At 60.3% G+C, this 24129-nt stretch carries 19 protein-coding genes; 9 read left to right on the top strand and 10 right to left on the bottom strand.

Annotated features, from left to right (window positions below; all coding sequences use genetic code 11):
• The first annotated feature begins 219 nt into the window (after window positions 1-219).
• The 5 genes from ICY20_RS25075 (at window position 220) to ICY20_RS25055 (ending at window position 6788) form a co-directional block, all read left to right on the top strand.
• Window positions 220-3711 (top strand): response regulator, encoded by a 3492-nt coding sequence (locus ICY20_RS25075; protein WP_194938882.1) that lies wholly within the window; start codon window positions 220-222, stop codon window positions 3709-3711.
• Entirely contained in the window at window positions 3712-4542 is an 831-nt protein-coding gene (locus ICY20_RS25070) for a CheR family methyltransferase (RefSeq protein ID WP_371857052.1), read from the top strand.
• Window positions 4539-5144 (top strand): chemotaxis protein CheB, encoded by a 606-nt coding sequence (locus tag ICY20_RS25065; RefSeq protein ID WP_159962090.1) that lies wholly within the window; start codon window positions 4539-4541, stop codon window positions 5142-5144. The genes ICY20_RS25070 and ICY20_RS25065 overlap by 4 nt, the downstream gene beginning before the upstream one ends.
• The gene (locus ICY20_RS25060) at window positions 5138-6331 is read left to right on the top strand and encodes a hybrid sensor histidine kinase/response regulator (RefSeq protein WP_159962089.1); all 1194 of its coding nucleotides are present in this window, start codon (window positions 5138-5140) and stop codon (window positions 6329-6331) included. Before ICY20_RS25065 ends, ICY20_RS25060 begins: the two co-directional genes overlap by 7 nt.
• A gap of 79 nt (window positions 6332-6410) precedes the next feature.
• Complete coding sequence (locus ICY20_RS25055) at window positions 6411-6788, top strand: response regulator (RefSeq protein WP_016974745.1); 378 nt, start codon at window positions 6411-6413, stop codon at window positions 6786-6788.
• Between the two features lie 139 nt (window positions 6789-6927).
• Here ICY20_RS25055 and ICY20_RS25050 read toward each other — a convergent pair whose 3' ends face one another.
• The 4 genes from ICY20_RS25050 to ICY20_RS25035 form a co-directional block, all read right to left on the bottom strand.
• Window positions 6928-8598: an ATP-binding protein gene (locus ICY20_RS25050; protein WP_159962088.1), complete on the bottom strand. Its 1671-nt coding sequence runs from the start codon at window positions 8596-8598 to the stop codon at window positions 6928-6930.
• The gene (locus ICY20_RS25045; RefSeq protein WP_159962087.1) at window positions 8598-10097 is read right to left on the bottom strand and encodes an ATPase domain-containing protein; all 1500 of its coding nucleotides are present in this window, start codon (window positions 10095-10097) and stop codon (window positions 8598-8600) included. Before ICY20_RS25045 ends, ICY20_RS25050 begins: the two co-directional genes overlap by 1 nt.
• A 124-nt stretch (window positions 10098-10221) precedes the next feature.
• Entirely contained in the window at window positions 10222-11280 is a 1059-nt protein-coding gene (locus tag ICY20_RS25040; RefSeq protein ID WP_194938881.1) for a tetratricopeptide repeat protein, read from the bottom strand.
• A 65-nt stretch (window positions 11281-11345) separates the two neighbouring features.
• Window positions 11346-12239, bottom strand: coding sequence for a bestrophin family protein (locus ICY20_RS25035; protein WP_194938880.1), 894 nt, complete (start codon window positions 12237-12239; stop codon window positions 11346-11348).
• Between the two features lie 201 nt (window positions 12240-12440).
• On the opposite strand from ICY20_RS25035, the gene ICY20_RS25030 reads away from it, so the two are divergent.
• Genes ICY20_RS25030 through ICY20_RS25015 form a run of 4 tightly spaced genes read left to right on the top strand, consistent with a single transcriptional unit; the run spans window position 12441 to window position 16331 of the window.
• The gene (locus ICY20_RS25030; protein WP_159962084.1) at window positions 12441-13208 is read left to right on the top strand and encodes an SDR family NAD(P)-dependent oxidoreductase; all 768 of its coding nucleotides are present in this window, start codon (window positions 12441-12443) and stop codon (window positions 13206-13208) included.
• A gap of 13 nt (window positions 13209-13221) precedes the next feature.
• Window positions 13222-14406: an acetyl-CoA C-acyltransferase gene (locus ICY20_RS25025; RefSeq protein WP_159962083.1), complete on the top strand. Its 1185-nt coding sequence runs from the start codon at window positions 13222-13224 to the stop codon at window positions 14404-14406.
• 12 nt (window positions 14407-14418) lie between these two features.
• Complete coding sequence (locus ICY20_RS25020; RefSeq protein WP_194938879.1) at window positions 14419-15546, top strand: acyl-CoA dehydrogenase; 1128 nt, start codon at window positions 14419-14421, stop codon at window positions 15544-15546.
• 11 nt (window positions 15547-15557) lie between these two features.
• Complete coding sequence (locus ICY20_RS25015; protein WP_159962081.1) at window positions 15558-16331, top strand: enoyl-CoA hydratase; 774 nt, start codon at window positions 15558-15560, stop codon at window positions 16329-16331.
• A 291-nt stretch (window positions 16332-16622) separates the two neighbouring features.
• On the opposite strand, the gene ICY20_RS25010 is transcribed toward ICY20_RS25015, so the two are convergent.
• The 6 genes from ICY20_RS25010 to ICY20_RS24985 form a co-directional block, all read right to left on the bottom strand.
• Complete coding sequence (locus ICY20_RS25010; RefSeq protein WP_194938878.1) at window positions 16623-17774, bottom strand: acyl-CoA dehydrogenase family protein; 1152 nt, start codon at window positions 17772-17774, stop codon at window positions 16623-16625.
• A 3-nt stretch (window positions 17775-17777) separates the two neighbouring features.
• Window positions 17778-18881: an enoyl-CoA hydratase/isomerase family protein gene (locus tag ICY20_RS25005; protein ID WP_194938877.1), complete on the bottom strand. Its 1104-nt coding sequence runs from the start codon at window positions 18879-18881 to the stop codon at window positions 17778-17780.
• Window positions 18882-18998: 117 nt separating this feature from the next.
• Window positions 18999-19865 (bottom strand): alpha/beta hydrolase, encoded by an 867-nt coding sequence (locus ICY20_RS25000; RefSeq protein ID WP_194938876.1) that lies wholly within the window; start codon window positions 19863-19865, stop codon window positions 18999-19001.
• Window positions 19850-21463: a cytochrome P450 gene (locus tag ICY20_RS24995; protein ID WP_194938875.1), complete on the bottom strand. Its 1614-nt coding sequence runs from the start codon at window positions 21461-21463 to the stop codon at window positions 19850-19852. The genes ICY20_RS25000 and ICY20_RS24995 overlap by 16 nt, the downstream gene beginning before the upstream one ends.
• A 2-nt stretch (window positions 21464-21465) precedes the next feature.
• On the bottom strand, window positions 21466-23076 hold the full coding sequence (locus ICY20_RS24990) for an acyl-CoA dehydrogenase family protein (RefSeq protein ID WP_324187965.1): 1611 nt from the start codon (window positions 23074-23076) through the stop codon (window positions 21466-21468).
• 262 nt (window positions 23077-23338) lie between these two features.
• Window positions 23339-24043: an HPP family protein gene (locus ICY20_RS24985; protein WP_194938874.1), complete on the bottom strand. Its 705-nt coding sequence runs from the start codon at window positions 24041-24043 to the stop codon at window positions 23339-23341.
• Between the last annotated feature and the right edge of the window lie 86 nt (window positions 24044-24129).

Below are 24129 nucleotides of genomic sequence, written 5' to 3'. Positions count from 1 at the left end.
GCGAGGGTGACAGGCGGCTATTCAGACCGGCCTCTTCCATGAGTAAGCGCGGACTCCCGACAAGTTCCCGCTGGCCGTAAAAACAATGCAATAAAAAAGATGCGAGAGAATAGCCTGTTCCGCTGTAGGAATCTGTACAAAACCGTTCCAGAAAAATGGTCTTGCCCGCCACTTTGGGGCAAACTCCCGGCTTTTCCAGTATTTGGCCAAGGCATGCCCATGACTCCTGCGTCGTCCGTCGATGAAAAGAGCTTTCGTACTCTCCTGAGCCGTAACGTTGCGCTTCCATTGGGTGTGGGCGTGCTCAGCGCCGCGTTTTTCGTGTGCCTGATCACCTATTTGCTGACGGTGATCCAGTGGGTGGAGCACACCGACCGGGTTATCAATAACCTCAATGAGTCGTCAAAACTGACGGTTGACCTGGAAACCGGCATGCGCGGGTTCCTGATCACTGGCGACGAGCATTTTCTCGACCCTTACGAAGTGGCCAAGCCGCGAATCATTGCTGACCTGCGCAACCTCCAGGAGCTGGTAGCGGACAACCCTCAGCAGGTAGATCGCCTCAAGCGTCTGGAGGCCATGCAGGCCGAGTGGAACAATTACGCCCAGTCGATGATTGATATGCAGCGTCAGAGCGGCGACTACCGCAGCGCGGTCAAGGCGGGGCGCGGCAAGCGGTTGACCGATGAAATTCGCAAGGAATACGACGATGCTGTGGCCATGGAGCAGCAGTTCCGTATTAGCCGCAATGAAGAAGTTACCCGCGCCACGGTAATCAGCGTCACCTTGTATCTGCTGTTTGTGCTCGGGCTGAGTGGCTTTCTTGCCTATAATGGTAGAAAAAATTTACTCGTACTTTCAGAGAGTTACAGCGCAAACCTCGCGTCACAACAAAAGATTGCGCGACGTCTTGAACAGCAGGCCTGGCTACGTAACGGCCAGACCGAACTGGCCGAGCAGGTGCTGGGGCAGCTCACCCTGAGCATGTTGGGCCGTAATATCTTGCAGTTTTTCGCCCAATACATGGGCTCGGCCGTTGCCGCGCTGTACGTGCGCGAAGAACACGGCGGCCTCAAGCGCGTGGCCACCTATGGTTTCTCCCGTGAGCAGTCGCAGCTGGAACAGTCGATCTACAGCGACGAGGGCATTGTCGGTCAGGCCGCCCAACTGGATCGCCTGATTCGGCTGGACGATGTACCGGTGGATTACTTCAAGGTCAGCTCCGGCCTAGGAGAAGGCTCGACCCGCAGCGTGCTGGTGATGCCTACCAGCGATGATGACCGCGTCAATGGTGTGATCGAGCTGGGCTTCCTGCGCCCACTGGAAGATCGCGATGTCGAGTTGCTGGAGCTGATCGCTGGCAATATCGGCACCTCCATCGAAGCCGCCCGTTATCGCCAGCGCTTGCAGGAGGTGCTGGCCGAGACTCAGCAGCTCAACGAAGAGCTGCAAGTGCAGCAGGAGGAACTCAAGACCGCCAACGAAGAGCTGGAAGAACAGTCGCGCATCCTCAAGGAGTCCCAGGCCCACCTGGAGACGCAGCAGGCCGAACTGGAACAGACCAACGAGCAACTGGCCGAACAGACCCAAACCCTGGCCGAGCAACGCGACGCCATGGACCGCAAGAACGTTGAGCTGAGCCAGGCCCAGCTTGATCTGGAAGATCGCGCCGACGAGTTGCAGCGCTCCAGCAAGTACAAGTCAGAGTTTCTCGCCAACATGTCCCACGAGCTGCGCACGCCGCTCAACAGTTCGTTGATTCTGGCCAAGCTGCTGGCTGAAAACCCCCAGGAAAACCTCAGCGCCGAACAGGTCAAGTTTGCCGAGTCGATTTATTCGGCCGGCAATGACCTGCTTAACCTGATCAACGACATCCTCGATATTTCCAAGGTTGAAGCCGGCAAGCTTGAAATGCGCCCCGAGAACTCCAGCGTGACACGCCTGGTGGACGGCCTGCGTGGCATGTTCGAGCCACTGGCAGCCGACCGTAAGCTGGGTTTTCAGGTCGAAGTGCAGGAAGGCACGCCGGTCATGCTGTTTACCGACCGACAGCGCTTGGAGCAGATCCTCAAGAACCTGTTGTCCAACGCCGTCAAGTTTACCGAGCACGGCGACGTCAGCCTGTCGGTCGGCCGGGCGCCGGGGGAGGGGATTGCCTTCACTGTGCGCGATTCGGGTATCGGCATTGCACCGGACCAGCAAGAAAGTATCTTCGAAGCGTTCCGCCAGGCCGACGGCACCACCAACCGTCGTTACGGCGGCACCGGCCTGGGCCTGTCGATTTCCCGCGACCTGGCCACCTTGCTCGGTGGCTATATCAGCGTCACCAGCGAGCCGGGCAAGGGCAGCGTCTTCACGTTGGTACTGCCGGAGCAGTATGTAGAACGCGAGGAAGACGCTGCGCCAATCGAGCAGCCACGCCAGGTGGTGGTAGCGCCCGCACCGATCAAGGTCTCGCCGCTGCCGATAGCCGATACCAATCTGATCCCGCGCTTTGCCGATGATCGTGACAAAGCGCCGTTCACCACGCGCTGCATCCTGGTGGTGGAAGATGAGCCGAACTTTGCCCGCATCCTTTTCGATCTCGCCCACGAGCTGGGCTACAACTGCCTGGTCGCCCATGGTGCAGACGAAGGCTACAGCCTGGCCGAGGAGTACCTTCCTGATGCCATCCTGCTGGACATGCGCCTGCCGGACCACTCCGGGCTGACCGTGCTGCAACGCCTGAAGGAACACGCCGGCACCCGGCATATCCCGGTGCACGTAATCTCGGTCGAAGACCGTGTCGAAGCCGCCATGCACATGGGCGCCATCGGCTATGCGGTCAAGCCCACCACCCGCGAAGAACTCAAGGACGTGTTTGCCCGCCTGGAAGCCAAGCTGACCCAGAAGGTCAAGCGCGTGCTGCTGGTGGAAGACGATGACCTACAACGTGACAGCATTGCTCGCCTGATCGGCGACGATGACATCGAAATCACCGACGTCGGCTACGCCCAGGCCGCCTTGGACCTGCTGCGCACCAACGTCTACGACTGCATGATCATCGACCTCAAGCTGCCGGACATGCTCGGCAATGAGCTGCTCAAGCGCATGGCCACCGAGGATATCTGCTCGTTCCCACCGGTCATCGTCTACACCGGGCGCAACCTCACCCGCGATGAAGAGGCCGAGCTGCGCAAGTATTCGCGCTCAATCATCATCAAGGGCGCTCGCTCGCCAGAGCGTTTGCTGGACGAGGTCACACTTTTTCTGCACAAAGTCGAATCGCAGCTGTCCCATGATCGCCAAAAGATGCTCAAGACCGCCCGCAGCCGCGACAAGGTCTTCGAGGGGCGCAAGATCCTGTTGGTCGACGACGATGTGCGCAACATCTTCGCCCTGACCAGCGCCCTGGAGCACAAAGGCGCCGTGGTGGTGATCGGGCGTAACGGCCGTGAAGCCATCGACAAACTCAATGAAGTTGAAGATATCGACCTGGTGCTGATGGACGTGATGATGCCGGAAATGGACGGTTACGAGGCCACCGCCTTGATTCGCCAGGACCCGCGCTGGAAAAAGCTGCCGATCATTGCGGTGACGGCCAAGGCCATGAAGGACGATCAGGAGCGCTGCCTCGCGGCCGGCTCCAACGATTACCTGGCCAAGCCGATTGATCTGGACCGTCTGTTCTCACTGATTCGCGTATGGCTACCGAAGATGGAACGCATTTAAGTGGAGCGAAGTTTCTTGGAAAAAAGCAGCGATATTGAGCTGCGCCTGTTGATCGAGGCGATTTACCTCAAGTACAGCTATGACTTTCGCGACTACTCCGGTGCGTCGGTAAAACGCCGCGTGGCCCATGCGTTGCGCCAGTTCGACTGCGCGACCATCTCAGCGCTGCAAGAGCGGGTGCTACACGACCCGGCGGCGTTTATGCAGTTGCTGCAATTTCTTACGATTCCGGTGAGCGAGATGTTCCGCGACCCGTCGCACTTTTTGGCGATCCGCCAGGAAGTCGTGCCGCTGCTCAAGACCTACCCGTCGATCAAAATATGGATTGCCGGTTGCAGCACGGGCGAGGAGGTGTACTCCATGGCCATCCTGCTGCGCGAAGAAGGCTTGCTGGAACGTACGATCATCTATGCCACCGACATCAACCCGGCGTCGCTGGACAAGGCCAAGCAGGGTATCTTTTCCCTGGAGAATGTAAGGGCTTACACTGCAAACTACCAGCAGGCGGGCGGGCAGCGTTCCTTTGCCGACTACTACACCGCGGCTTACGATTACGCGATTTTCGATAAGACCCTGCGAGAAAACGTAACGTTTGCCGACCACAGCCTGGCGACCGATAGTGTATTCTCAGAAACTCAATTAATTTCGTGTCGTAACGTATTGATTTATTTCAATAAAAAATTGCAGGATCGTGCGTTTGGGTTGTTCCACGAGTCGCTGTGCCATCGCGGCTTCCTGGTGCTGGGCAGCAAGGAGACCCTGGACTTCTCGGCCTTCGGCAAACAATTCGAACCCTTGGTCAAACAGGAACGGATCTACCGCAAACTATGAATGAAGCGGCTGCCAGCCCGGCATTGGTCCGGGGCATAGAAGCTATCGTCATCGGCGCATCCGCCGGCGGCGTCGAGGCGTTGCTGACGGTTTTTGCCGAGCTGCCCGCGGATTTCGGTTTGCCGATCATTACGGTGCTGCACTTGCCGGACGAGCGCCGCAGCCAGTTGGCAGAAGTGTTTGACCGCCGTGTGGCAATGCCGGTGGTGGAGGCGCGTGACAAGGAAGTGCTCCAGCCGGGCACCCTCTACTTCGCGGGCCCCGGCTATCACTTGTCGGTGGAGCATGATCGCAGCCTGTCCCTGAGCCAGGAAGACCGGGTGCACCACTCGCGGCCAGCGATCGATATTCTGTTTGAGTCGGCTGCGGATGCCTTCGGCAAGGGCTTGTTGGCGATCCTGTTGACCGGCGCCAACCATGACGGTGCCCGAGGCCTGGCCTTCGTCAAGCAGCAAGGCGGCATCACTGTTGTACAAGACCCGGCAGAGGCGCGTGTCGCCGTCATGCCCCGTGCTGCGCTGGCGTTGCACACACCTGACCACATTCTGTCGCTGAGCCGCATTGGCTCACTGCTGGCTTCCCTGGAATATTCCCCATGTTAAGTACTGTCCAGGCCAAACTGCTGATCGTCGACGATCTGCCGGAGAACCTGCTGGCCCTCGAAGCGCTGATCAAGCGTGAAGACCGTCAGGTATTCAAGGCATTGAGCGCCGACGAGGCCTTGTCCCTGTTGCTGGAGCACGAGTTCGCCATGGCGATTCTCGACGTGCAGATGCCCGGCATGAACGGTTTCGAGTTGGCCGAGTTGATGCGCGGTACCGAAAAGACCAAGAACATCCCGATTGTGTTCGTCAGCGCCGCCGGCCGCGAACTCAACTACGCCTTCAAGGGCTATGAAAGCGGCGCAGTAGACTTCTTGCACAAGCCCCTGGATATCCACGCGGTCAAGAGCAAGGTCAACGTGTTCGTCGATCTGTACCGCCAGAGCAAGGCCATGAAACAGCAGGTCGAAGCCCTGGAGCGCAGCCGTCGCGAGCAAGAACTGTTGTTGAACCGCTTGCAGGCCACGCAAGCGCAGCTTGAGCAAGCCGTGCGTATGCGTGATGACTTCATGTCCATCGTTGCCCACGAAGTGCGTACGCCCCTCAACGGCCTGATTCTGGAAACCCAACTGCGCAAGATGCACCTGGCGCGGGACAACGCCGCCGCGTTCACCCTCGACAAGATGCACGCCATGGTCGACCGCGACGAGCGCCAGATCCAGAGCCTGATTCGCCTGATCGAAGACATGCTCGACGTCTCGCGGATTCGCACCGGCAAGCTGTCGATTCGCCCGGCGCGCTTTGACCTGGCCCAACTGGTGCGCAACCTGGTGGAGAACTTCGCGCCGCAAGTGGCGGCTGCGGATTCGTCCATGCACTTGGTAGCTGAAGGCCCGGTGGAAGGCCATTGGGATGAGTTTCGTATTGAGCAAGTGGTCACTAACCTACTGACTAACGCACTGCGCTACGGGGCCAAGAGCCCGGTGGATGTGCGTGTCTACACCGAACACGGTGAGGCGCGGATCGAAGTGCGTGACCGTGGCATTGGTATCAGCGAAGACAATCAGAAACGAATTTTCCAGCAATTCGAGCGCGTTTCCGCCAGCCAGGTTGCGGCCGGGCTGGGGCTTGGGCTGTTTATTTCCGAGCAGATCGTTGCGGCCCACGGTGGCGCAATTGAGGTCGAGAGCCAGATAGGCGAGGGGGCCCTGTTTCGAGTGTGCCTGCCCCTTGAAACATCGCCATGAAATCAATCGTCACCTCGACGCAACCTTCTGCGTGACCCCATGGTCGTAATTGCAGCAATTGACCGGACAAAGGTTCCCCATGAGTGAAGATGCACAAGATGTCGTTCTGATCGTCGAGGATGACGAATCCATTATGTTTGTGCTGGGTGAATACCTGGCCGGCCTGGGCTATCGGGTGTTGAAGGCCATCGATGGGGAGCAGGCCTTTGAAATCCTCGCGACCAAGCCGCACCTGGACCTGATGGTCACCGATTACCGTTTACCGGGTGGGATTTCCGGAGTGCAGATCGCCGAGCCTGCGATCATGTTGCGACCAGAGCTGAAAGTGATCTTTATCAGCGGCTACCCCCAGGAAATTCTCGACTGCAATAGCCCGATCACGCGCAATGCGCCGATCCTGGCCAAGCCGTTTGACCTGGATACGTTGCAGGAGCACATCCAACGCTTGCTGGCTTGACCTGCCTCCTGTAGTGAGCGGGCTTGCCCCGCGCTGGGCTGCGAAGCGGCCCCAAAACCAGGCAATCAGGTTCTACCTGAAGGAGTTCGTTGGCCCGATTAGGGCCGCTTCGCAGCCCAGCGCGGGGCAAGCCCGCTCACTACACGCGGATCATCTCGCGCACTTTGGCCGTCAACAGGTCGAAGGTGAAGGGCTTGGTGATCAGCTGCATCCCGGGGTCCAGGAACCCGCCCCGCACCGCTGCATGTTCGGCATACCCCGTAATAAACAACACCTTGAGGTTGGGGCGAACCTGTCGGCCGATTTCCGCCAACTGCCGGCCGTTCATGCCAGGCAGGCCAACGTCACTGATCATCAAGTCAATACGCTGGTCGGATTCGATGATCGGCAATGCCGTGTTGGCGTCTGCGGCCTCGACAAAGCCGTATCCCAGTTCCTTGAGCACCGCGCTGACCAACACGCGCACCGCTGGGTCGTCTTCGACGATCAGCACCGTTTCGCCGGCCTGGGCGAAGGGCAGCATTGCCGGGTCTGCCGCCACATCCGCGACGATTTCACCGATATAGCGGGGCAGAAACAGGCTCACCGTAGTGCCCTTGTCTACTTCACTATGAATCGTCACGTGCCCATGAGACTGGCGCGCAAAGCCATAGATCATCGACAGCCCTAGGCCGGTGCCCTGGCCAATCGGTTTGGTGGTGAAGAAGGGATCGAATACCCGGCTCATCAAGCCTTCAGGTATGCCGCAACCGGTGTCGCTGACGCTCAGCTCGACGTAATCGCCAGGCTTAAGGGTGCCGTAGGCCGCTGTAAATACGCTGTCCAGATGGCGATTGGTGGTCTCCACCCGCAAGCTCCCGCCATTGGGCATGGCATCGCGTGCATTGATGACCAGGTTGAGCAGGGCGCTTTCCAGTTGATTGGGGTCGGCTTCGGCCGTCCATAGCTCGTCGGTTAAGCGCATGTCGAGCGTGATGCTTTCATTGATGCTGCGCTGCAGCAACTCGCCCATGGAAGCCACCAGTTGGTTGATCTCCACCGGTTTTGAATCCAGCGATTGCCGGCGGGAAAACGCCAGCAGGCGATGGGTGAGGCCAGCGGCACGGTTGGCTGAGGTGACGCCCAGATCGATCAAACTGTCCAGGTCGTCGAGCTTGCCACGGGACACACGCCTTCGCAGCAGCTCCAGGCTCCCGATGATGCCGGTGAGCATGTTGTTGAAGTCATGGGCGATGCCACCGGTCAATTGGCCAACGGCTTCCATTTTTTGTGACTGACGCAAGGCTTCTTCGTTATGACGCAATTGGGCGGTGCGTTCTTCTACCTGTTGTTCGAGGGTTTCCAGCGTGCGTTGCAGGCGCAACTCACTTTCGCTCAGGTCGATCAAGCGGTCGCGGGCTTCGTATTGCCGGCGACGGCCACGCAGGGCGGTGCTCACCAGGCTGATCAACGTCACCGGGTGGAAGGGCCGCTCCAGGAAGGTGACGTTGCCCAGTAACCCGCTGAATTGACTGGAGCCGATTTGACCGCTGCCGCCGTGGTGGGTCATCAAAACAATGGGCAGGTCTGACCAGGCCGGCTGCTGATGCAAGTACTCAAGCAACGGCTCCAGGTCAACGCCGCGCAGGGCTTCAGCAGCAATGATAAGCACACCGCTGCCGTGTACCAGCGCCTCACAGAGTGCGTTCAAGTCGGTGGTGACGGTGCCACTGAAACCCGCCTCGTTGAGCATCATTAATGCCAGTGCCCCGTCGCGCCCCAGGGGCGCGAGGATAATGGCACGTTCGGATACGGGAGAAAGGTCCGCCACTAGCCTTGATCCTTGAGCAGGGGGGAGCCCGCGCCCATGTACGTAGGAATGCCGCGTAGTACACCCTGGAAGTTGTTCAATGGCTCACCCACCGTCATGCCGCGGCTGCCGATGCGGTATTCGCGGATTGTCGACTCGTGGGAGCCGGTGCGTTTCTTGATGATCGAAATCGCGCGACGGACTTCACCGACGGCCTCGAAGTAGCGCAGCAGAATGACGGTGTCGGCCAGATAGGTGATGTCTACCGGCGCCTGCATATCGCCCACCAACCCATGCTGGGCGACGGTCATAAAGGTCGCCGCGCCACGGCGATTGAGGTAAAGCAGCAACTCGTGCATATGCAGGATGAGCGCGTTCTCTTCCGGCATGGCGGCCGTATAGCCGTTGATGCTGTCGATCACCACGGTTTTGATCCCGCGCTCATCCACACAGCGTCGCACACGGTGGGAGAACTCTCCAGGCGACAGCTCGGCAGCGTCCACCTGTTCGATGAGCAGATTGCCCGTAGCCTGCAGGGCCTCCAGGTCTATGCCCATGTTCTTCATACGCTCGAACAACAGCCCCAGCTCTTCGTCAAAGATAAACAGCGCCGCTTTTTCGCCTCGGGCCACGGCGGAGGCAGCGAAGATCATCGAGATTAGCGACTTGCCCGTACCGGCTGGCCCCAGGATCAGGGTGCTGGAGCCGGTCTCGATGCCTCCGCCGAGCAGAGAGTCCAGCTCTTTGATGCCGCTGGTCAGTGTCTGGCGGTTGTAGCCGCCACGGTGTTCTGCGGCGACAAGGCGCGGAAACACCTGCACGCCACCCTGCATGATGGTGAAGTCATGGAAGCCGCCCCGGTATTTCTGGCCCCGATACTTCACGACGCGCACTCGCCGACGTTCGGCGCCGTAGGTGGGGGTGAGTTCCTCCAGCCGGATCACGCCGTGCGCCACACTGTGTACCGTCTTGTCGAGGGACTCGGTGGTCAGGTCGTCCAACAGCAACACGGTAGCGTCGTAACGCACGAAATAGTGCTTGATCGCCAAAATCTGCCGGCGATAGCGCAGGGAGCTTTGTGCCAGCAGGCGAATCTCGGAAAGGCTGTCCAGCACGACGCGCGTAGGCTTGACCCGTTCGACGACTTCGAAGATCTGCCGCGTAGCTTCGCCCAACTCCAGGTCAGAGGAGTACAGCAGGCTTTGCTGGTGCTCAGCGTTGAGCAGGCTTTCTGGCGGCGTCAGTTCGAAAATATGGATATTGTCGTCCAGGTCCCACCCATGAGACTTCGCGCCCTGGCGCAATTCGCGCTCGGTTTCCGACAGGGTGATGTAGAGCGATCGCTCACCATTCTTGGCGCCGGCCTGCAGGAAGTGCAGCGCAACGGTCGTTTTACCAGTGCCCGGCTCACCTTCCAGCAGGAACAGGTGGCTGCGCGACAGGCCGCCGGAAAGAATGTCATCCAGACCTTCGATGCCGGTAGCGGCCTTTTCACTGAACTGCGCATTGGATGTAGTCAAGGAGTACCCTCAGGTCACGTACAAATAGAGGTGCGCACCACCTCTGGCGCGCCTTAATCACTTGACCTTAGTGGCACGTAGCCGTTCCACAGTTTGTAAAATTTGTACAAGGCCTCTGTAGTTTTCAAAGACCTTGCTGCAACGCGGGATCATCCGGATTCTGCTGTTCAAGCTGCGCCAGCAGCACCTGGACATTCTGCAACTGGCCGCTTTCTGTCCAGTAATTGACCAGCAACACCCGCGCCTTGCGGTTGGCCGGATGGCGCTGGATGATTTCTTCCAACTGGCGTTGGGCGGCCTCCAGCTCATGCTGGGCGTGCAGGGTCGTGGCCAGGTCGTAGCGGTAATCCTGATTGTCCGATTCAAGCTCTACCGCTTTTGAAAGGCCCAGCAGCGCATACGGCCGCTCGCCATGGTGCAGCAACCACATGCCCAGCGCGTGTTGCAGGTAAGCCGACTCGGGGTGGGCAGCCAACTGGCGGGCCAATAGTTGACGGGACTCTTCGGACTTGCCTTGCTTGTCGAGCAACTCGATCTGGGCGACCACGGCCTGCAGGTTGTCGGGCTCAAGGCGCATGGCTTGCTCCAGGGCATTCTGCGCATCCGGGAGCAAAGCGCTGTGGATATACAACTGCGCCCGCTGAATCCAGTTTTCGGCGGTTTCGGGCTGCGCCTTGAGTTGCTTCACGAATTCATCGAGCACTTGCTGCAAGGGCCCGAAATACAAACCCAGGGTGTCGGGTGAGAGCCCCAGCAAGGCATTGGCGGCGGTGAAACGCACGCTTTGTTCGGGGTCGTCCAATGCCGGGCCCAGCAATAGCGTTCGCTGGCCGGAGGGCACCAGGCCGACGATGCTGTGGATCGCGGCTTCGCGCACCAGCGGGGAGTCGCTGACCAAGTCTTTGTCTGCCAGTTTCAACGCCTGTGGGCTGGGGTAGTTGGGCAGCTCGGCGTGCAGTGCGGCGCGGCGTTCAGGAGAGAGGTCCGGCCGGGCCAATTGCTGATACAGCACCCGCGCCGCGCCGGGCTCGCCATTGCGCGCTTGTTTCAGGGCTTTTGAATAACCGTGGGCAATCGTGGCAGGTACGCTCACCGGGGTGGTGCGGGTGAAATACCAAGTGAGCAAGACAACAAACAACAGGGCGCACAGGCCGATGATGGAGTAACGGCGTGACTTTGACATGCAGGCGTCCGAGCTATCGCAAAGCCGCCAGCTTCGGCCAGACCACGGCGAGTGTCAAACCCGTATCAGGTGAGCACGTAATCAGCCGGCTCAAGGGCTGGCGGCAGCTCGGTTTCACCGAGGGCGGCGAGCATCTCGCGCTCCAGGGTGCGCACGATGGCATTGCACGGCAGGTCATTCTCGTCGAAGCCGAACGGGTCTTCGAGGTCATCGCCAATCTCATCCAGGCCAAAAAACGTGTAGCTGACGATGGCGGTGAACACCGGCGTGAGCCAACCCAACGGCTCAGCCATGGCAAACGGCAACAGGATGCAGAACAGGTAAATGGTGCGGTGCAGCAGCAGGGTGTAAGGGAAGGGCAGCGGCATGCTTTTGATGCGCTCGCACGAAGCCTGCACCTGGCTGAGGCTGACCAAACGCGCTTCCCACTGGGTGTAGCGCCATTCGCTGATCACACCCTGCTCGGCCAATACTGAAAACCGCGCCCCGAGTTTTTGCAGCACGTTATCGGGGAGGTTTGGGTGGCCCGCCTCTATGCCGATCCAGGGCTTGATAGCCCGGGCCTCATCTTCAAAGCGCAATCTTGCAATCAAGCCATGGGCAAACCCGCACAACCCGCGCAGCAGGCCTGCGCGCTCCGCGCAGTCGCCAAGCACCTGGGTTTCGCGGGCCAGCGAGCGCATATCGATAATCATCTGGCCCAATTGCTTGCGGCCTTCCCACCAACGGTCATAGCAGGCGTTGTTGCGAAAACTCATGAAGATCGACAACGACAGGCCCAGCAGTGTGAACGGCGTGGCATTGACCTTGGAGAAGTAGGCGGGGTGCAGGGTTTCTACCAGCACAATCACCGAGGCCAGTAGCGTGACCATCAGGCTGCGCAAGGCGATGCGCTTGGCAATCGAGCCCTTGAGGGAAAACAGGATACCCAGCAAGTTGGGCTTTGGACGCACGATCATCAGCGGGAGGACTTCTTTGGTGGCGCAGGCCATCAGGTTAGAAGCTGGTAGGCGGGGCGTCCAATCGCTTGGGCCGACCGGTTGATCGGCGCGGTCGATCACTGGCCAAACCAGTCAGTCATATTGATGGCTTTGACCATTGCTGCACGCGCGCGTCGGGGCGACTATCTGGACCATTCTGATAGCCCAAGGAAAATAAAAATGCAGATTGAAAACAAGGTGTTCCTGGTCAGCGGCGGCGCATCCGGCCTGGGTGCCGCTACCGCAGAAATGCTGGTGGCGGCTGGTGCCAAGGTGATGCTGGTCGACCTGAACGCAGACGCTGTGGCGGCCAAGGCCGAGCAGTTGGGGGATAACGCCCGCAGTGCGGTCGCCGATATCAGCCAGGAAGCCGCAGCCCAAGCTGCCGTACACGCCACGGTCGCCGCCTTTGGTGGGCTGCACGGTTTGGTGAACTGCGCAGGCGTGGTACGTGGCGAGAAGATCCTCGGTAAGAACGGCCCCCACGCGCTGGCCAGTTTTGCCCAAGTGATCAACGTCAACCTTATCGGCAGCTTCAACCTGTTGCGCCTGGCCGCTGCGGCCATTGCCGAGACCGAGGCGAATGCCGACGGCGAGCGCGGCGTGATCATCAACACCGCCTCGGTCGCCGCGTTTGACGGGCAGATCGGCCAGGCGGCGTATTCGGCGTCCAAGGGCGCTATTGCCAGCCTCACCTTGCCAGCCGCTCGCGAATTGGCGCGCTTTGGCATCCGCGTCATGACCATCGCCCCCGGCATTTTCGAAACCCCGATGATGGCAGGCATGACCCCTGAAGTTCGCGACTCCTTGGCCGCCGGCGTGCCATTCCCGCCGCGCCTGGGTAAACCCGCTGAATACGCTGCACTGGTGCGGCACATCATTGAAAACAGCATGCTCAATGGCGAGGTGATCCGTCTCGACGGTGCCTTGCGCATGGCGGCCAAGTAAGGAGTTTTTTGAGATGACTGATCCCATCGTAATTGTCAGCGCCGTGCGCACCCCCATGGGCGGTTTCCAGGGCGACCTCAAGGGCCTGACTGCACCCCAGCTGGGTTCTGCCGCGATTCGTGCCGCTGTCGAACGTGCTGGTATCGCCACCGACGCTGTGGATGAAGTGCTGTTCGGCTGCGTACTGCCCGCCGGCCTCGGCCAGGCACCGGCACGCCAGGCTGCGCTGGGTGCAGGGCTGGACAAGTCGACCCGTTGCACCACCCTCAACAAGATGTGCGGTTCAGGCATGGAGGCCGCGATCCTGGCCCATGATTCACTGTTGGCCGGCAGCGTCGATGTCGTTATTGCTGGCGGCATGGAAAGCATGTCCAACGCCCCTTACCTGCTCGACCGTGCCCGCAGCGGCTATCGCATGGGCCACGGCCGCGTGCTGGACCATATGTTCCTCGACGGCCTTGAAGACGCCTACGACAAAGGCCGCCTGATGGGCACTTTTGCCGAGGACTGCGCCCAGTACAACGGTTTTTCCCGCGAAGCACAGGACGCCTTCGCCATCGCCTCATTGACCCGCGCGCAGGAAGCCATTGCCCATGGTAGCTTCGCGGCCGAGATCGTCCCGGTGCACGTCACCGTGGGTAAAGAGCAGAAGACCATCGAGCACGACGAGCAGCCACCCAAGGCCAAGCCTGAGAAGATCAGCAGCTTGAAACCCGCGTTCCGCGAAGGCGGTACGGTGACGGCGGCCAATTCCAGTTCTATCTCCGACGGTGCGGCGGCGCTGCTGCTGATGCGCCAGTCCGAAGCGCTCAAGCGCGGTCTCAAACCGTTGGCGGTGATCCATGGGCACGCGGCGTTTGCCGACGAGCCGGGGTTGTTCCCGGTGGCGCCGGTCGGTGCGATTCGCAAGCTGATGACCAAGACCGGCTGGACGCTTGACGAGGTCGACTTGTTTGAGATCAACGAAGCCTTCGCCGTGGTCAGCCTGGTCACCATGAGCAAACTCGAAATCCCCCACGCCAAGGTCAATATCCACGGCGGCGCCTGCGCCCTGGGCCATCCGATTGGCGCCTCGGGTGCGCGTATCCTCGTGACCCTGCTCTCGGCCCTGCGCCAAAACGGCCTTAAGCGTGGTGTCGCTGCGATTTGCATCGGCGGTGGTGAAGCCACGGCCATGGCCGTCGAATGCCTGTACTAAGGACCAATCACCATGCTGCCCAATGACGAACAATTGCAAATCAGCGACGCGGCCCGGCAGTTTGCCCAGGAGCGTCTCAAACCTTTCGCCGCCGAATGGGACCGCGAGCACCGCTTTCCCAAAGAGGCCATCGGCGAAATGGCCGAGCTGGGCTTTTTCGGCATGCTGGTGCCGGAACAGTGGGGCGGTTGCGATACGGGGTACCTGGCCTACGCCATGGCCCTGGAAGAAATCGCTGCTGGCGACGGCGCCTGCTCCACCATCATGAGCGTACACAACTCGGTGGGGTGCGTGCCGATACTCAAGTTTGGCAATGACGAGCAGAAAGAGCGCTTCCTCAAACCTTTGGCCAGCGGCGCTATGCTCGGCGCCTTTGCATTGACCGAGCCACAGGCGGGCTCCGATGCCAGCAGCCTGAAAAGCCGCGCACGCCTCGAAGGCGATCATTACGTGCTCAACGGCTGCAAACAGTTCATTACTTCCGGGCAAAACGCCGGGGTGGTGATCGTGTTTGCGGTGACCGACCCCGCAGCGGGCAAGCGCGGCATCAGCGCATTTATCGTGCCCACCGACTCGCCGGGCTACAGCGTGGCGCGAGTTGAAGACAAACTCGGTCAGCACGCGTCCGACACCTGCCAGATCCTGTTTGAGGATGTGAAGGTGCCGGTAGCCAACCGCTTGGGCGAGGAGGGCGAAGGCTACCGCATCGCCCTGGCCAACCTCGAAGGTGGTCGCGTAGGCATTGCTTCGCAAGCGGTGGGCATGGCCCGCGCCGCCTTTGAAGCCGCCCGCGACTATGCCCGAGAGCGCGAAAGCTTCGGCAAGGCCATCATTGAGCACCAGGCTGTGGCCTTTCGCTTGGCCGACATGGCCACGCAAATCGCCGTCGCCCGGCAGATGGTGCATTACGCCGCCGCGCTGCGCGACAGTGGCAAGCCGGCACTGGTCGAGGCGTCCATGGCCAAGCTGTTTGCTTCGGAAATGGCCGAAAAAGTCTGTTCCGCTGCCTTGCAAACCCTGGGCGGTTACGGTTACCTGAGCGACTTCCCGCTGGAGCGGATCTACCGCGACGTGCGGGTCTGCCAGATTTATGAAGGCACCAGCGATATCCAGCGCATGGTCATCTCACGCAATCTCTAAGGAGCCGATACATGAGTTACGAAACGATTTTGCTCGACATCCAGGGCCGCGTCGGGCTGATTACCCTCAATCGCCCCCAGGCCTTGAATGCGTTGAACGCGCAGTTGGTCAGTGAACTGAACCAGGCGCTGGATGGCTTGGAAGCCAACCCTGAAATCGGCTGCATCGTGTTGACCGGCTCGAAGAAAGCCTTCGCCGCCGGCGCCGATATCAAGGAAATGGCCGAGCTGACCTACCCGCAAATCTACCTCGACGACCTGTTCAGCGACAGCGACCGAGTGGCCAACCGCCGCAAGCCGATTATTGCCGCTGTCAACGGCTTCGCCCTGGGCGGTGGCTGCGAGCTGGCGCTGATGTGTGACTTTATCCTGGCGGGCGATGGCGCGAAGTTCGGCCAGCCAGAAATCAACCTCGGCGTACTGCCAGGCATGGGCGGCACCCAACGTCTGACCCGTGCGGTGGGCAAGGCCAAGGCCATGGAGATGTGCCTGACCGGGCGTTTTATCGATGCGGTCGAAGCAGAGCGCTGCGGCATCGTTGCGCGCATCGTGCCCGCTGATGAGCTGCTGGAAGAAGCGCTGAAAGTCGCCACCTTGATTGCCGGCAAGTCGGTGCCTATCAGCATGATGGTCAAGGAAAGCGTGAACCGGGCGTTTGAAGTGAGCCTGTCTGAAGGCGTGCGTTTTGAACGCCGGGTGTTCCATGCGGCGTTTGCCACGCTGGATCAGAAGGAAGGCATGGCGGCGTTTGTGGCCAAGCGGGCGCCGGAGTTCAAGGATAAGTAATCGTATTTAGCACACGCTGGCGATCAAAGTGTGGGAGCGGGCTTGCTTGCGAATGCGGTGGTTCAGTCACCTGATATGTTGACTGACACTCCGCTATCGGGAGCAAGCCCGCTCCCACATTGATTTTGTGGTGTGGCAGTTAGAGCTGACCACTCTCTATCTGGTACATGAAGATAAAAACTGTGGGAGGGGGCTTGCTCCCGATAGCGGTGGTTCAGTCAGCTTACCTGTAGCTGACCCACTGCAATCGGGGGGTAAGCCCCCTCCCACATTTGGTTGTCGGTGTGTCAGTTAGAGCGGGTAGTTCTTGAGCTCCCTGGCAATCACCATCCGCTGAATCTCGCTCGTACCCTCGTAAATCTGTGTGATCCGCGCATCCCGGTAGTAACGCTCCACCGGGTAATCTTCCAGATACCCATACCCGCCATGAATCTGCATGGCTGACGAACACACCTTCTCGGCCATTTCCGAGGCAAACAGCTTGGCCTGGGACGCTTCCGACAGGCATGGTTTGCCAGCACTGCGCAGACGGGCCGCGTGCAGGATCAACAGGCGTGCAGCGTTGAGCCGGGTTTGCATATCTGCCAGCAGGTTGGCAACGCTCTGATGTTCAATGATCGCCTTGTCGAACTGCACGCGGTCGCGGGCATAGGCGAGCGCCGCCTCAAAGGCTGCACGCGCGATGCCCAGCGCCTGGGCGGCGATGCCAATGCGGCCGCCTTCCAGGTTGGACAGGGCAATGGCCAGGCCCTTGCCGCGTCCACCCAACAGGTTGGCTTCGGGCACGGTGCATTGGTTGAGCGTGACGGCGCAGGTGTCCGAGGCACGAATGCCCATCTTGTGTTCGGTGCGGTCCACCACAAAGCCAGGGGTGTCAGTCGGTACCAGGAACGCGGAAATACCTTTCTTGCCCAGGTTGGGGTCTGTCACTGCAAACACGATGGCCAGCTTGGCGCGTTTGCCATTGCTGACGAACTGTTTGGCGCCATTGATCACCCACTGGCCGTCGCGCAGTTCGGCGCGGGTGCGCAGGTTGTGGGCTTCGGAGCCGGCCTGCGGTTCGGTGAGGCAAAAGCAGCCAATCGCCTGGCCGCTGGCGAGGTCGGCGAGCCAGGTTTCTTTCTGTGCAGTTGTGCCGTAGTTGAGGATCGGCCCGCAACCGACTGAATTATGAATGCTCATCAGTGCGCCAGTGGCACCGTCACCGGCAGAAATCTCTTCGACAGCGAGGGCGTAGGCCACGTAATCGACGTAAGTACCGCCCCATTCTTCTGGCACCACCATGCCGAGGAAGCCGAGTTCACCCATTTTGGTCACCAAGCCGTCATCGATCCAGCCGGCCTTTTCCCAGGCTTGGGCGTGAGGGGCTATTTCACCACGGGCGAAGTCACGGGCCATGTCGCGAATCATGACTTGTTCTTCTGTGTATTCAATATCTTGCATGGCTTAGTTCGCAACCTGCTTGAAGTGATGAAAAAAGCTTTCGACATGGCTGGCATCCAGCCCGTGGAGGGTGGGCGGGTTCCAGCGCGGGGTTTTGTCCTTGTCGATGATCAGGGCGCGCACGCCTTCGATGAGGTCGCCACGCTCAAACCATTGTTGGTCCAGGTGCAGTTCGAGGGCAAAGCACTGCTCTAGCGGCAGGCGTCGGCCACGGCGCAGCATTTCCAGGGTTACGGCCATGGCCAAGGGCGAGCGGGTTTGCATGAGCCTGGCGGTGGCCAGCGCCCACTCATGGCTGTCGGCAACGGTGACCGCTTGCAATTGCTCGACGATGCTAGGCACATCCGGCAGGGCGAAAAAGTGGTCGATCACCGGGCGCAAGGCGGCCAGCGGCGCGTCGGGCAGCTGTTGCACAGCTATTTTGGCCAGTACGCCTTGCAGGTCCTTGAGCGGCGAGTCGTGCCAGTGCAGATGGTCGAGCTTGTGGTCGAGATCTGCCAGCCGGGCGCTGTCGAGGTGCCAGTCTGCCAGGCCGCAGTACAGCGCGTCGGCGGCACGGATTTGCACGCCTGTCACGCCGAGGTAAATGCCCAGCTCGCCGGGGATGCGCGACAGGAAGTAGCTGCCGCCCACGTCGGGGAAGTAACCGATGGCCACTTCGGGCATCGCCAAGCGGCTGCGCTCAGTGACCACGCGCAGGTCGGCGCCTTGCACCAGGCCCATGCCACCGCCCAGCACGAAGCCGTCCATCAGCGCCAGGACCGGTTTGCGGTAATGGTGGATGGCCAGGTCCAGTGCGTATTCCTCGACGAAAAAGTCCTGGTGCAGCGTGTCGCCGTCTTTGAAGCTGTCGTACAGGGAACGAATATCACCGCCGGCGCAGAAGGCTTTTTCACCGGCACCTCGCAATACCACGGCGTAGACGCTCGGGTCATCGGCCCACGCCTGCAACTGATGGGTCAGGCTGCGGACCATGCCCAGGGTGATGGCATTCAAGCCGGCGGGGCGATTGAGGGTAAGGTGGCCGATATGGTTGCGGACGTCGGCCAGCACCTCTTCTTGACTTGATTCGACACGGCTTGCCTCGGATGAAACCTGAGCAGTCATCTCTAACTCCCTGCTTTTATTGTTCTTTATCAAGATGTTCGCGTACGAACCATCTCGCGATCGTACCAGTGCAAATTTGCCCAGTACAACCGTCAATCATGCAGGTAGTTGTTGCATTTATGCACGAGCACCGCGCGGGTGAAAATACGCTGACAATGCCTCGGCACAGTGCAGGATGGCACGCCGGGCCTTGGGGGCGGCACCTGGATAGTTGATAAAACCGTGGTGCACGCCTGCATACTCCCAATGGCTGACGCGTACTCCCGCTTTTCTCAGCTGACGGGCATAGGCTCGGCCCTCGTCGCGCAGTAGGTCCAGGCCGGCAGTCACGATCAGCGCTTGCGGCAAGCCGCGCAACACGGGGTGGCGCGCCGGTGAAAGCCGTGGGTCAGCCAAGGAATGCCCTTCGGGTACATACTGGCTCACATACCAGTCCATCAGGCTTGCGGTCAGCCCATCCCCTTGAGCAAAGTCGTTTCGAGAGCGGTTGCTGGCCAGGCAATCAAGCACCGGGTAAAGCAGCAGTTGAAAGCCGATCGCTGGCCCTGCGCAATCGCGGGCGCGCTGGCAGATAACGGCTGCCAGGCCGCCGCCTGAGCCACCACCGGCAACGGCGAGGCGTCTGCTGTCTATGCCGAGTGCCGACCCGTGAGCGGCGACCCACTCGGTGACGGCATAACAGTCGTCAATGGCCGCCGGAAAGCGATGCTCGGGGGGCCTGGCATAGTCCACGGCGACGACTGCGCAACCGGCCCACTCACAGATGACCCGGCAGAAGCTGTCGTGGGTGTCCAGGTCACCTGCCACCCAACCGCCGCCGTGAAAGTACAGCAACACCGGCACCGGCGGCGCCATGGCCGGCCCGTACACTCTGACACGCACGGGACGGTCAGGGCCTGGGATCGAGCGCTCATGCACTGACATGACCACGGCATCCCGCACGGCAGTGCGTACGCTGTCGGGCGTCATCACTGGCCGGTCCATGCCTGTGCCTCGATCTCTATCAGATATTCGGGCGCGATCAACTCCTTGACCCCCAGCAACATGGTGGTGGGCGGACATTGGCTGAAAAACTCCTGATGGGCCTTGGCGATTTGCGGCCAGCGGGCGACATCCTGGGTGTACATGCGCGTGGCGACCACCAGGGTTCGGTCCACACCCAACTGCTGGAGTGCGGTCTCGATGATCTCCAGGCAGCGCCGGGTCTGGCGATAAACGTCACCTGGCGCGTAAGGGTTGCCGTCTTCGTCGAACGCTACGGTGCCGCTGGTGACCACGAGGTTGCCGGCCCGTAACGCACGGCAGTAGCCGCCGTTTTTCTCCCAGGGCGCTGCCGAGAAACAGCGTTGTATCGACGGGCACGTGTCAACAGGCTCCAGATCGACGTGCAAGGTTTTCAGACCGCGAAACTGCAGGTTGTTGGTACGCCATACCGGCGGTTTCTTTTCTGAGAGGCGCAGCGTTGGAAACCGCTGCAGCAGGCGCGTGAATAACACCTCGGCTTCCAGACGAAACAGCGCCGGGCCCAAGCAAAAATGCACACCGAGCCCAAAGGCCAGGTGCTTGTTTTTCTCACGTCGAATGTCAAAGCGGTCGGGGTCGACAAAGTGTTCAGGGTCTCGATTGGCTGCAGCCCGCATGAGGTAAACCAGATCGCCTTTGCGCAGTGTCTGGCCTCTGAGGTGCACATCCTCTGTCAATACGCGATGACTGAATTGCCCAGAGGGGTCGATACGCAACATTTCTTCGACGGCGGGTTTGGTCAGCGAAGGGTCAGCCAGCAACGCGCTCAGTTGTTCGGGGTTGCGCAGCAGATACCAAAGGCCGATCCCGAGCATATCGGCGCTGGTGGTATAGCCTGCGACGAGTACGAACACCACTTGGGCCAGCAGATCGTCCTTGCTCGCGTCGGGGCCTGCGGCAGCGATTACCCGGCTGACCAGGTCATCTTTGGGTATTTTTTTTCGCCTATCGATCAGCTTGCCAAAGTACTCATACATTTCTTCCAAGCCCTGCAACGCTCTCGATGGCCCATCAGCCTCGAAGTTGCCTACCAGGAACATCAGGATCACGTCTGTCCAGCGGCGCAACTTGAGCGCGTCTTTTTTGGGGATGCCGTACAGCATCGCCAGCACCCTGGCCGGCACTTGATTGAACACTTTACTCATGAGTTCCGGCGCGGGGCCCAAGGATGACAGGATTTCATCGGTGACCGCCTCAATGTCTGCGCGCAACGCCTCGATGGAGCGCGGTGTGAACGCCTTGCCCAACAAGTGGCGGCTGGCCTGATGCACCTTGCCATCCTGGGAGTACATCCACTGCGAGGCCTTCTCGATAAACGGTTCAAACAGCGCGCGTTTATCGGGAGGCAGTTGGACATTGACCAACTGACGCATCCTGTCCGATGAGTAACGGGCGGCATCGCCTTGTGCTGCATGTACGTCGTCATAGCGAGTCAGCAGCCAAGCCTTGTGTTGGTCGCTCCAGTACACCGGGTTATGCTCACGCAAATAGGCGAAGGCAGGGTAGGGGTCGCGAATAGTCTCGGGGTCGCAAAAGTCAGGTTTCCATTGGGCGTCCATGTTCATTGCTCCTCATACAGTGCTCGGGTGAACTGCTGGATGTAATCGGCGTGGGCGATCGGCGCGCTGACCAGCAACTTGTGTGGCTTGAGCCAGGCGGCAAGCTTTGTGACGCGGGCCGCGCTGGCGCGTGGCTGTGGCATTGCGGATGTGTTCCAAGGGTGCAGGTAGTGCATGAACACACGGGTCAAGTCAGCCTGCATACCGGAGTCGAGTTGCTGGTGTTGAGCTTCTTGGATGATCAGGTCCAGGGCGCGGGCGTAGGCCAGGCCAACGGCTTGTTGATGGGTGAAACCCTTGGGCTGGCGGCACTGCTTAACAATGCGTTGCTCAATCTGCTGACCAAGGTTGCTGGGCGGATCGTTGTCGAAGCGTGGCCGCGTCAGTGCGTCTTTGATCACCTGGTAGGCCATCACGCTGTTGTCACCGGCAAACGTGGGGCTTATTTCGAAGTCCATGCGCATCGTGACGATCTGGTTGTAGTGGTGAAAACCTTGCGAGCCGCACAACTCACGGCACTGGGCGATGATCTCCAGGCCCATCCAGGTGCCGATGCATTTGCTTAAGGCGGCGAGGATATGCAGTTGCTTGCGCTGCTCTATGTGCTGCCATTGGCGTTCGAAGCGCGTGAGGATGGCCTGCTCCAGGTACTTGAGCGCAATCGCTTTGAGCTGCGCGCTGTAAAGACGCTGGCGGAACAACGGGTTGGCCAGCAAAGGCCCCATGGATGACCCGGTTTGCACCTGGCGGTGCTGGGCGAATCGATAGGTCAAATGGGCGCTTAACCCCGCCCCATGCCGCGAGGCAGCCATCAGCAGCAGGCGTTCCTGCAGGAAGGTCTCGAGCGCATTGATAAAGCGCTCGCTTTTGGGCAGGTCGCTGACAAATTGACCCTCGGCGGTAAACCGCGCATGCCGTTGCAACAGTGCGTCGGTGCTCAACGGCATCTGGTTAAAGCGCAGGCCAGCGACCTGGTTGGCATGAATGCCGCCTTTGGGGTCGCAGGCCATGACGGTGACGCCTGGCAGTAACGGGCCGTTTTCGCTGTCGCGAATTCGCACACGAAACCAATGGTGCCCCTGGTCTTCGCCATTGGCGTGCAATTGCGCGAGCACCATTACGACCTGTGCGGCGTACAGGCTATTGCCGATCCAGTATTTGCACGCATCCGCGCTGGGTGAGTCCAGTAACAGGCCGTGTTGCTGGCTGTCGTAGGTCACGCGTGTCTTGAGGTTGCGTACGTCGGTGCCGCTGGCGATTTCAGTGCAGCCGAAGGCGTACACCGCGTGCATCTGCGTCACTTCGTCGTGAAAGCGCGCCACTTGCGCGGGGCTGCCTTGGGTCAGCAACGCATTGGCCGCGATCATGTGATCGACCAACGACGAATACAGGGCGTAATCGTAGGCGCCGATCTGGCCGATCAGCTCGCACAGCTCGCGAAAGCGTGCCCCGTGGGGCTGGCCCAGCCACATGTCGTTGTTGATGAGCCCCGCATCGAAAATAGCGTGCATGCGCTGGATGGTCAGGTCCATGTAGGCCCTGAGGGGTAAGTGATAACGCGATCTGGCGTCGAACAAGGTCGAGCGCAGCAGCTTTTGTAAGTTATGGTCCACGGTGAGATGCTCCAGGCCCGAACGCACAATTCGAAACCACCTGGGCATGAGGGCCGGCGTGCAGAGCGATGGGCAACTGTGCAATGGGAGAGGCGGGCAGGGGCTACCCGTTTGGATCACCGCACGTGAACACCAATCTTTGGCCAGACGTTTCATGTCTTCGCAACTGGTATACGGCGACCCAGACTTCAGGATGAACAGCAGACAATGCCAAGTGACTTTTAAACGTTAGTATTCAAATCCCCGAGTGCAAGCCCGTTCGTCACCGCTGTGCGAGCACTTGGCCGATGCTGCGCCGCCTCGCGTGGTGTTCAGCGGCATGGATCAACTGTTCCAACTCACTGGGTTCGATATCGTAGAACTGCTCCATGTCAGCCAACGCCAGTTTCAGGTCGGCAGCGGTTATCGCTGGGTCGACAGGCGCCGCAGGGCCGCCCACGGTAACCGCCGGTGTGTCGACACCACCCTTGGGGTAGCGCGTGCGCGTGGCGTTGTTATAGGCCAGCGCACACGCCAGCAGCGTGCCGGCACCGAGCATCACCGCGCCCAGTTCATACCAGCCCAGGCCGGCTGACACCGGGTCGGTCAACACCAGCGTCATCGCCAGGCCACCAGCGGGCGGGTGCAGGCAGCGCAGCCAGCAGATCAACACCACGGTCATGCCCGCCGCCAGGCAAGCGCTGCCCAGGGTGCGCCCGAGTACGCGAGCGACCAGCAAGGCGACAACGCCTGCGCACAGGTAGCTGCCGATGATCGACCACGGTTGCGCCAACGCGCCGGATGACACGGCAAACAGCAACACTGCCGAGGCGCCAAGTGGCCCGAGAAGATGGAGGGCGACGTCCATGCCAAACACCTGGGCGCACACCCAGACACTGAACATTGTGCCCAGAGCCATGCCGATGGCGGCACGGCTCCATTCCGTGGGGTGGGTGTTGATTGCAGCGGGGAACCAGCGAGCGAGCATCAAAGGGCAGTCCATAAACGGCAGGCAAAAAAAAGGCTTGTCTGGTTGCCCGGAGAAGCCTTTTGGAAAGTTCCAACATTGGGGGA

The organism is Pseudomonas pisciculturae, assembly GCF_015461805.1.
Lineage (GTDB): Bacteria > Pseudomonadota > Gammaproteobacteria > Pseudomonadales > Pseudomonadaceae > Aquipseudomonas > Aquipseudomonas pisciculturae.
Note: the sequence above shows the minus strand (reverse complement) of the source record. Positions and strands in the feature narration are given on the sequence as shown.

Excerpts from the sequence above, each read along its gene's own strand:
- ICY20_RS25075 (WP_194938882.1), top strand. The coding sequence starts at position 220 with ATGACTCCTGCGTCGTCCGTCGATGAAAAGAGCTTTCGTACTCTCCTG.
- ICY20_RS25065 (WP_159962090.1), top strand. The coding sequence starts at position 4,539 with ATGAATGAAGCGGCTGCCAGCCCGGCATTGGTCCGGGGCATAGAAGCT.
- ICY20_RS25060 (WP_159962089.1), top strand. The coding sequence starts at position 5,138 with ATGTTAAGTACTGTCCAGGCCAAACTGCTGATCGTCGACGATCTGCCG.
- ICY20_RS25055 (WP_016974745.1), top strand. The coding sequence starts at position 6,411 with ATGAGTGAAGATGCACAAGATGTCGTTCTGATCGTCGAGGATGACGAA.
- ICY20_RS25040 (WP_194938881.1), bottom strand. The coding sequence starts at position 11,280 with ATGTCAAAGTCACGCCGTTACTCCATCATCGGCCTGTGCGCCCTGTTG.
- ICY20_RS25035 (WP_194938880.1), bottom strand. The coding sequence starts at position 12,239 with ATGATCGTGCGTCCAAAGCCCAACTTGCTGGGTATCCTGTTTTCCCTC.
- ICY20_RS25030 (WP_159962084.1), top strand. The coding sequence starts at position 12,441 with ATGCAGATTGAAAACAAGGTGTTCCTGGTCAGCGGCGGCGCATCCGGC.
- ICY20_RS25025 (WP_159962083.1), top strand. The coding sequence starts at position 13,222 with ATGACTGATCCCATCGTAATTGTCAGCGCCGTGCGCACCCCCATGGGC.
- ICY20_RS25020 (WP_194938879.1), top strand. The coding sequence starts at position 14,419 with ATGCTGCCCAATGACGAACAATTGCAAATCAGCGACGCGGCCCGGCAG.
- ICY20_RS25015 (WP_159962081.1), top strand. The coding sequence starts at position 15,558 with ATGAGTTACGAAACGATTTTGCTCGACATCCAGGGCCGCGTCGGGCTG.
- ICY20_RS25010 (WP_194938878.1), bottom strand. The coding sequence starts at position 17,774 with ATGCAAGATATTGAATACACAGAAGAACAAGTCATGATTCGCGACATG.
- ICY20_RS25005 (WP_194938877.1), bottom strand. The coding sequence starts at position 18,881 with ATGACTGCTCAGGTTTCATCCGAGGCAAGCCGTGTCGAATCAAGTCAA.
- ICY20_RS25000 (WP_194938876.1), bottom strand. The coding sequence starts at position 19,865 with ATGGACCGGCCAGTGATGACGCCCGACAGCGTACGCACTGCCGTGCGG.
- ICY20_RS24995 (WP_194938875.1), bottom strand. The coding sequence starts at position 21,463 with ATGGACGCCCAATGGAAACCTGACTTTTGCGACCCCGAGACTATTCGC.
- ICY20_RS24985 (WP_194938874.1), bottom strand. The coding sequence starts at position 24,043 with ATGCTCGCTCGCTGGTTCCCCGCTGCAATCAACACCCACCCCACGGAA.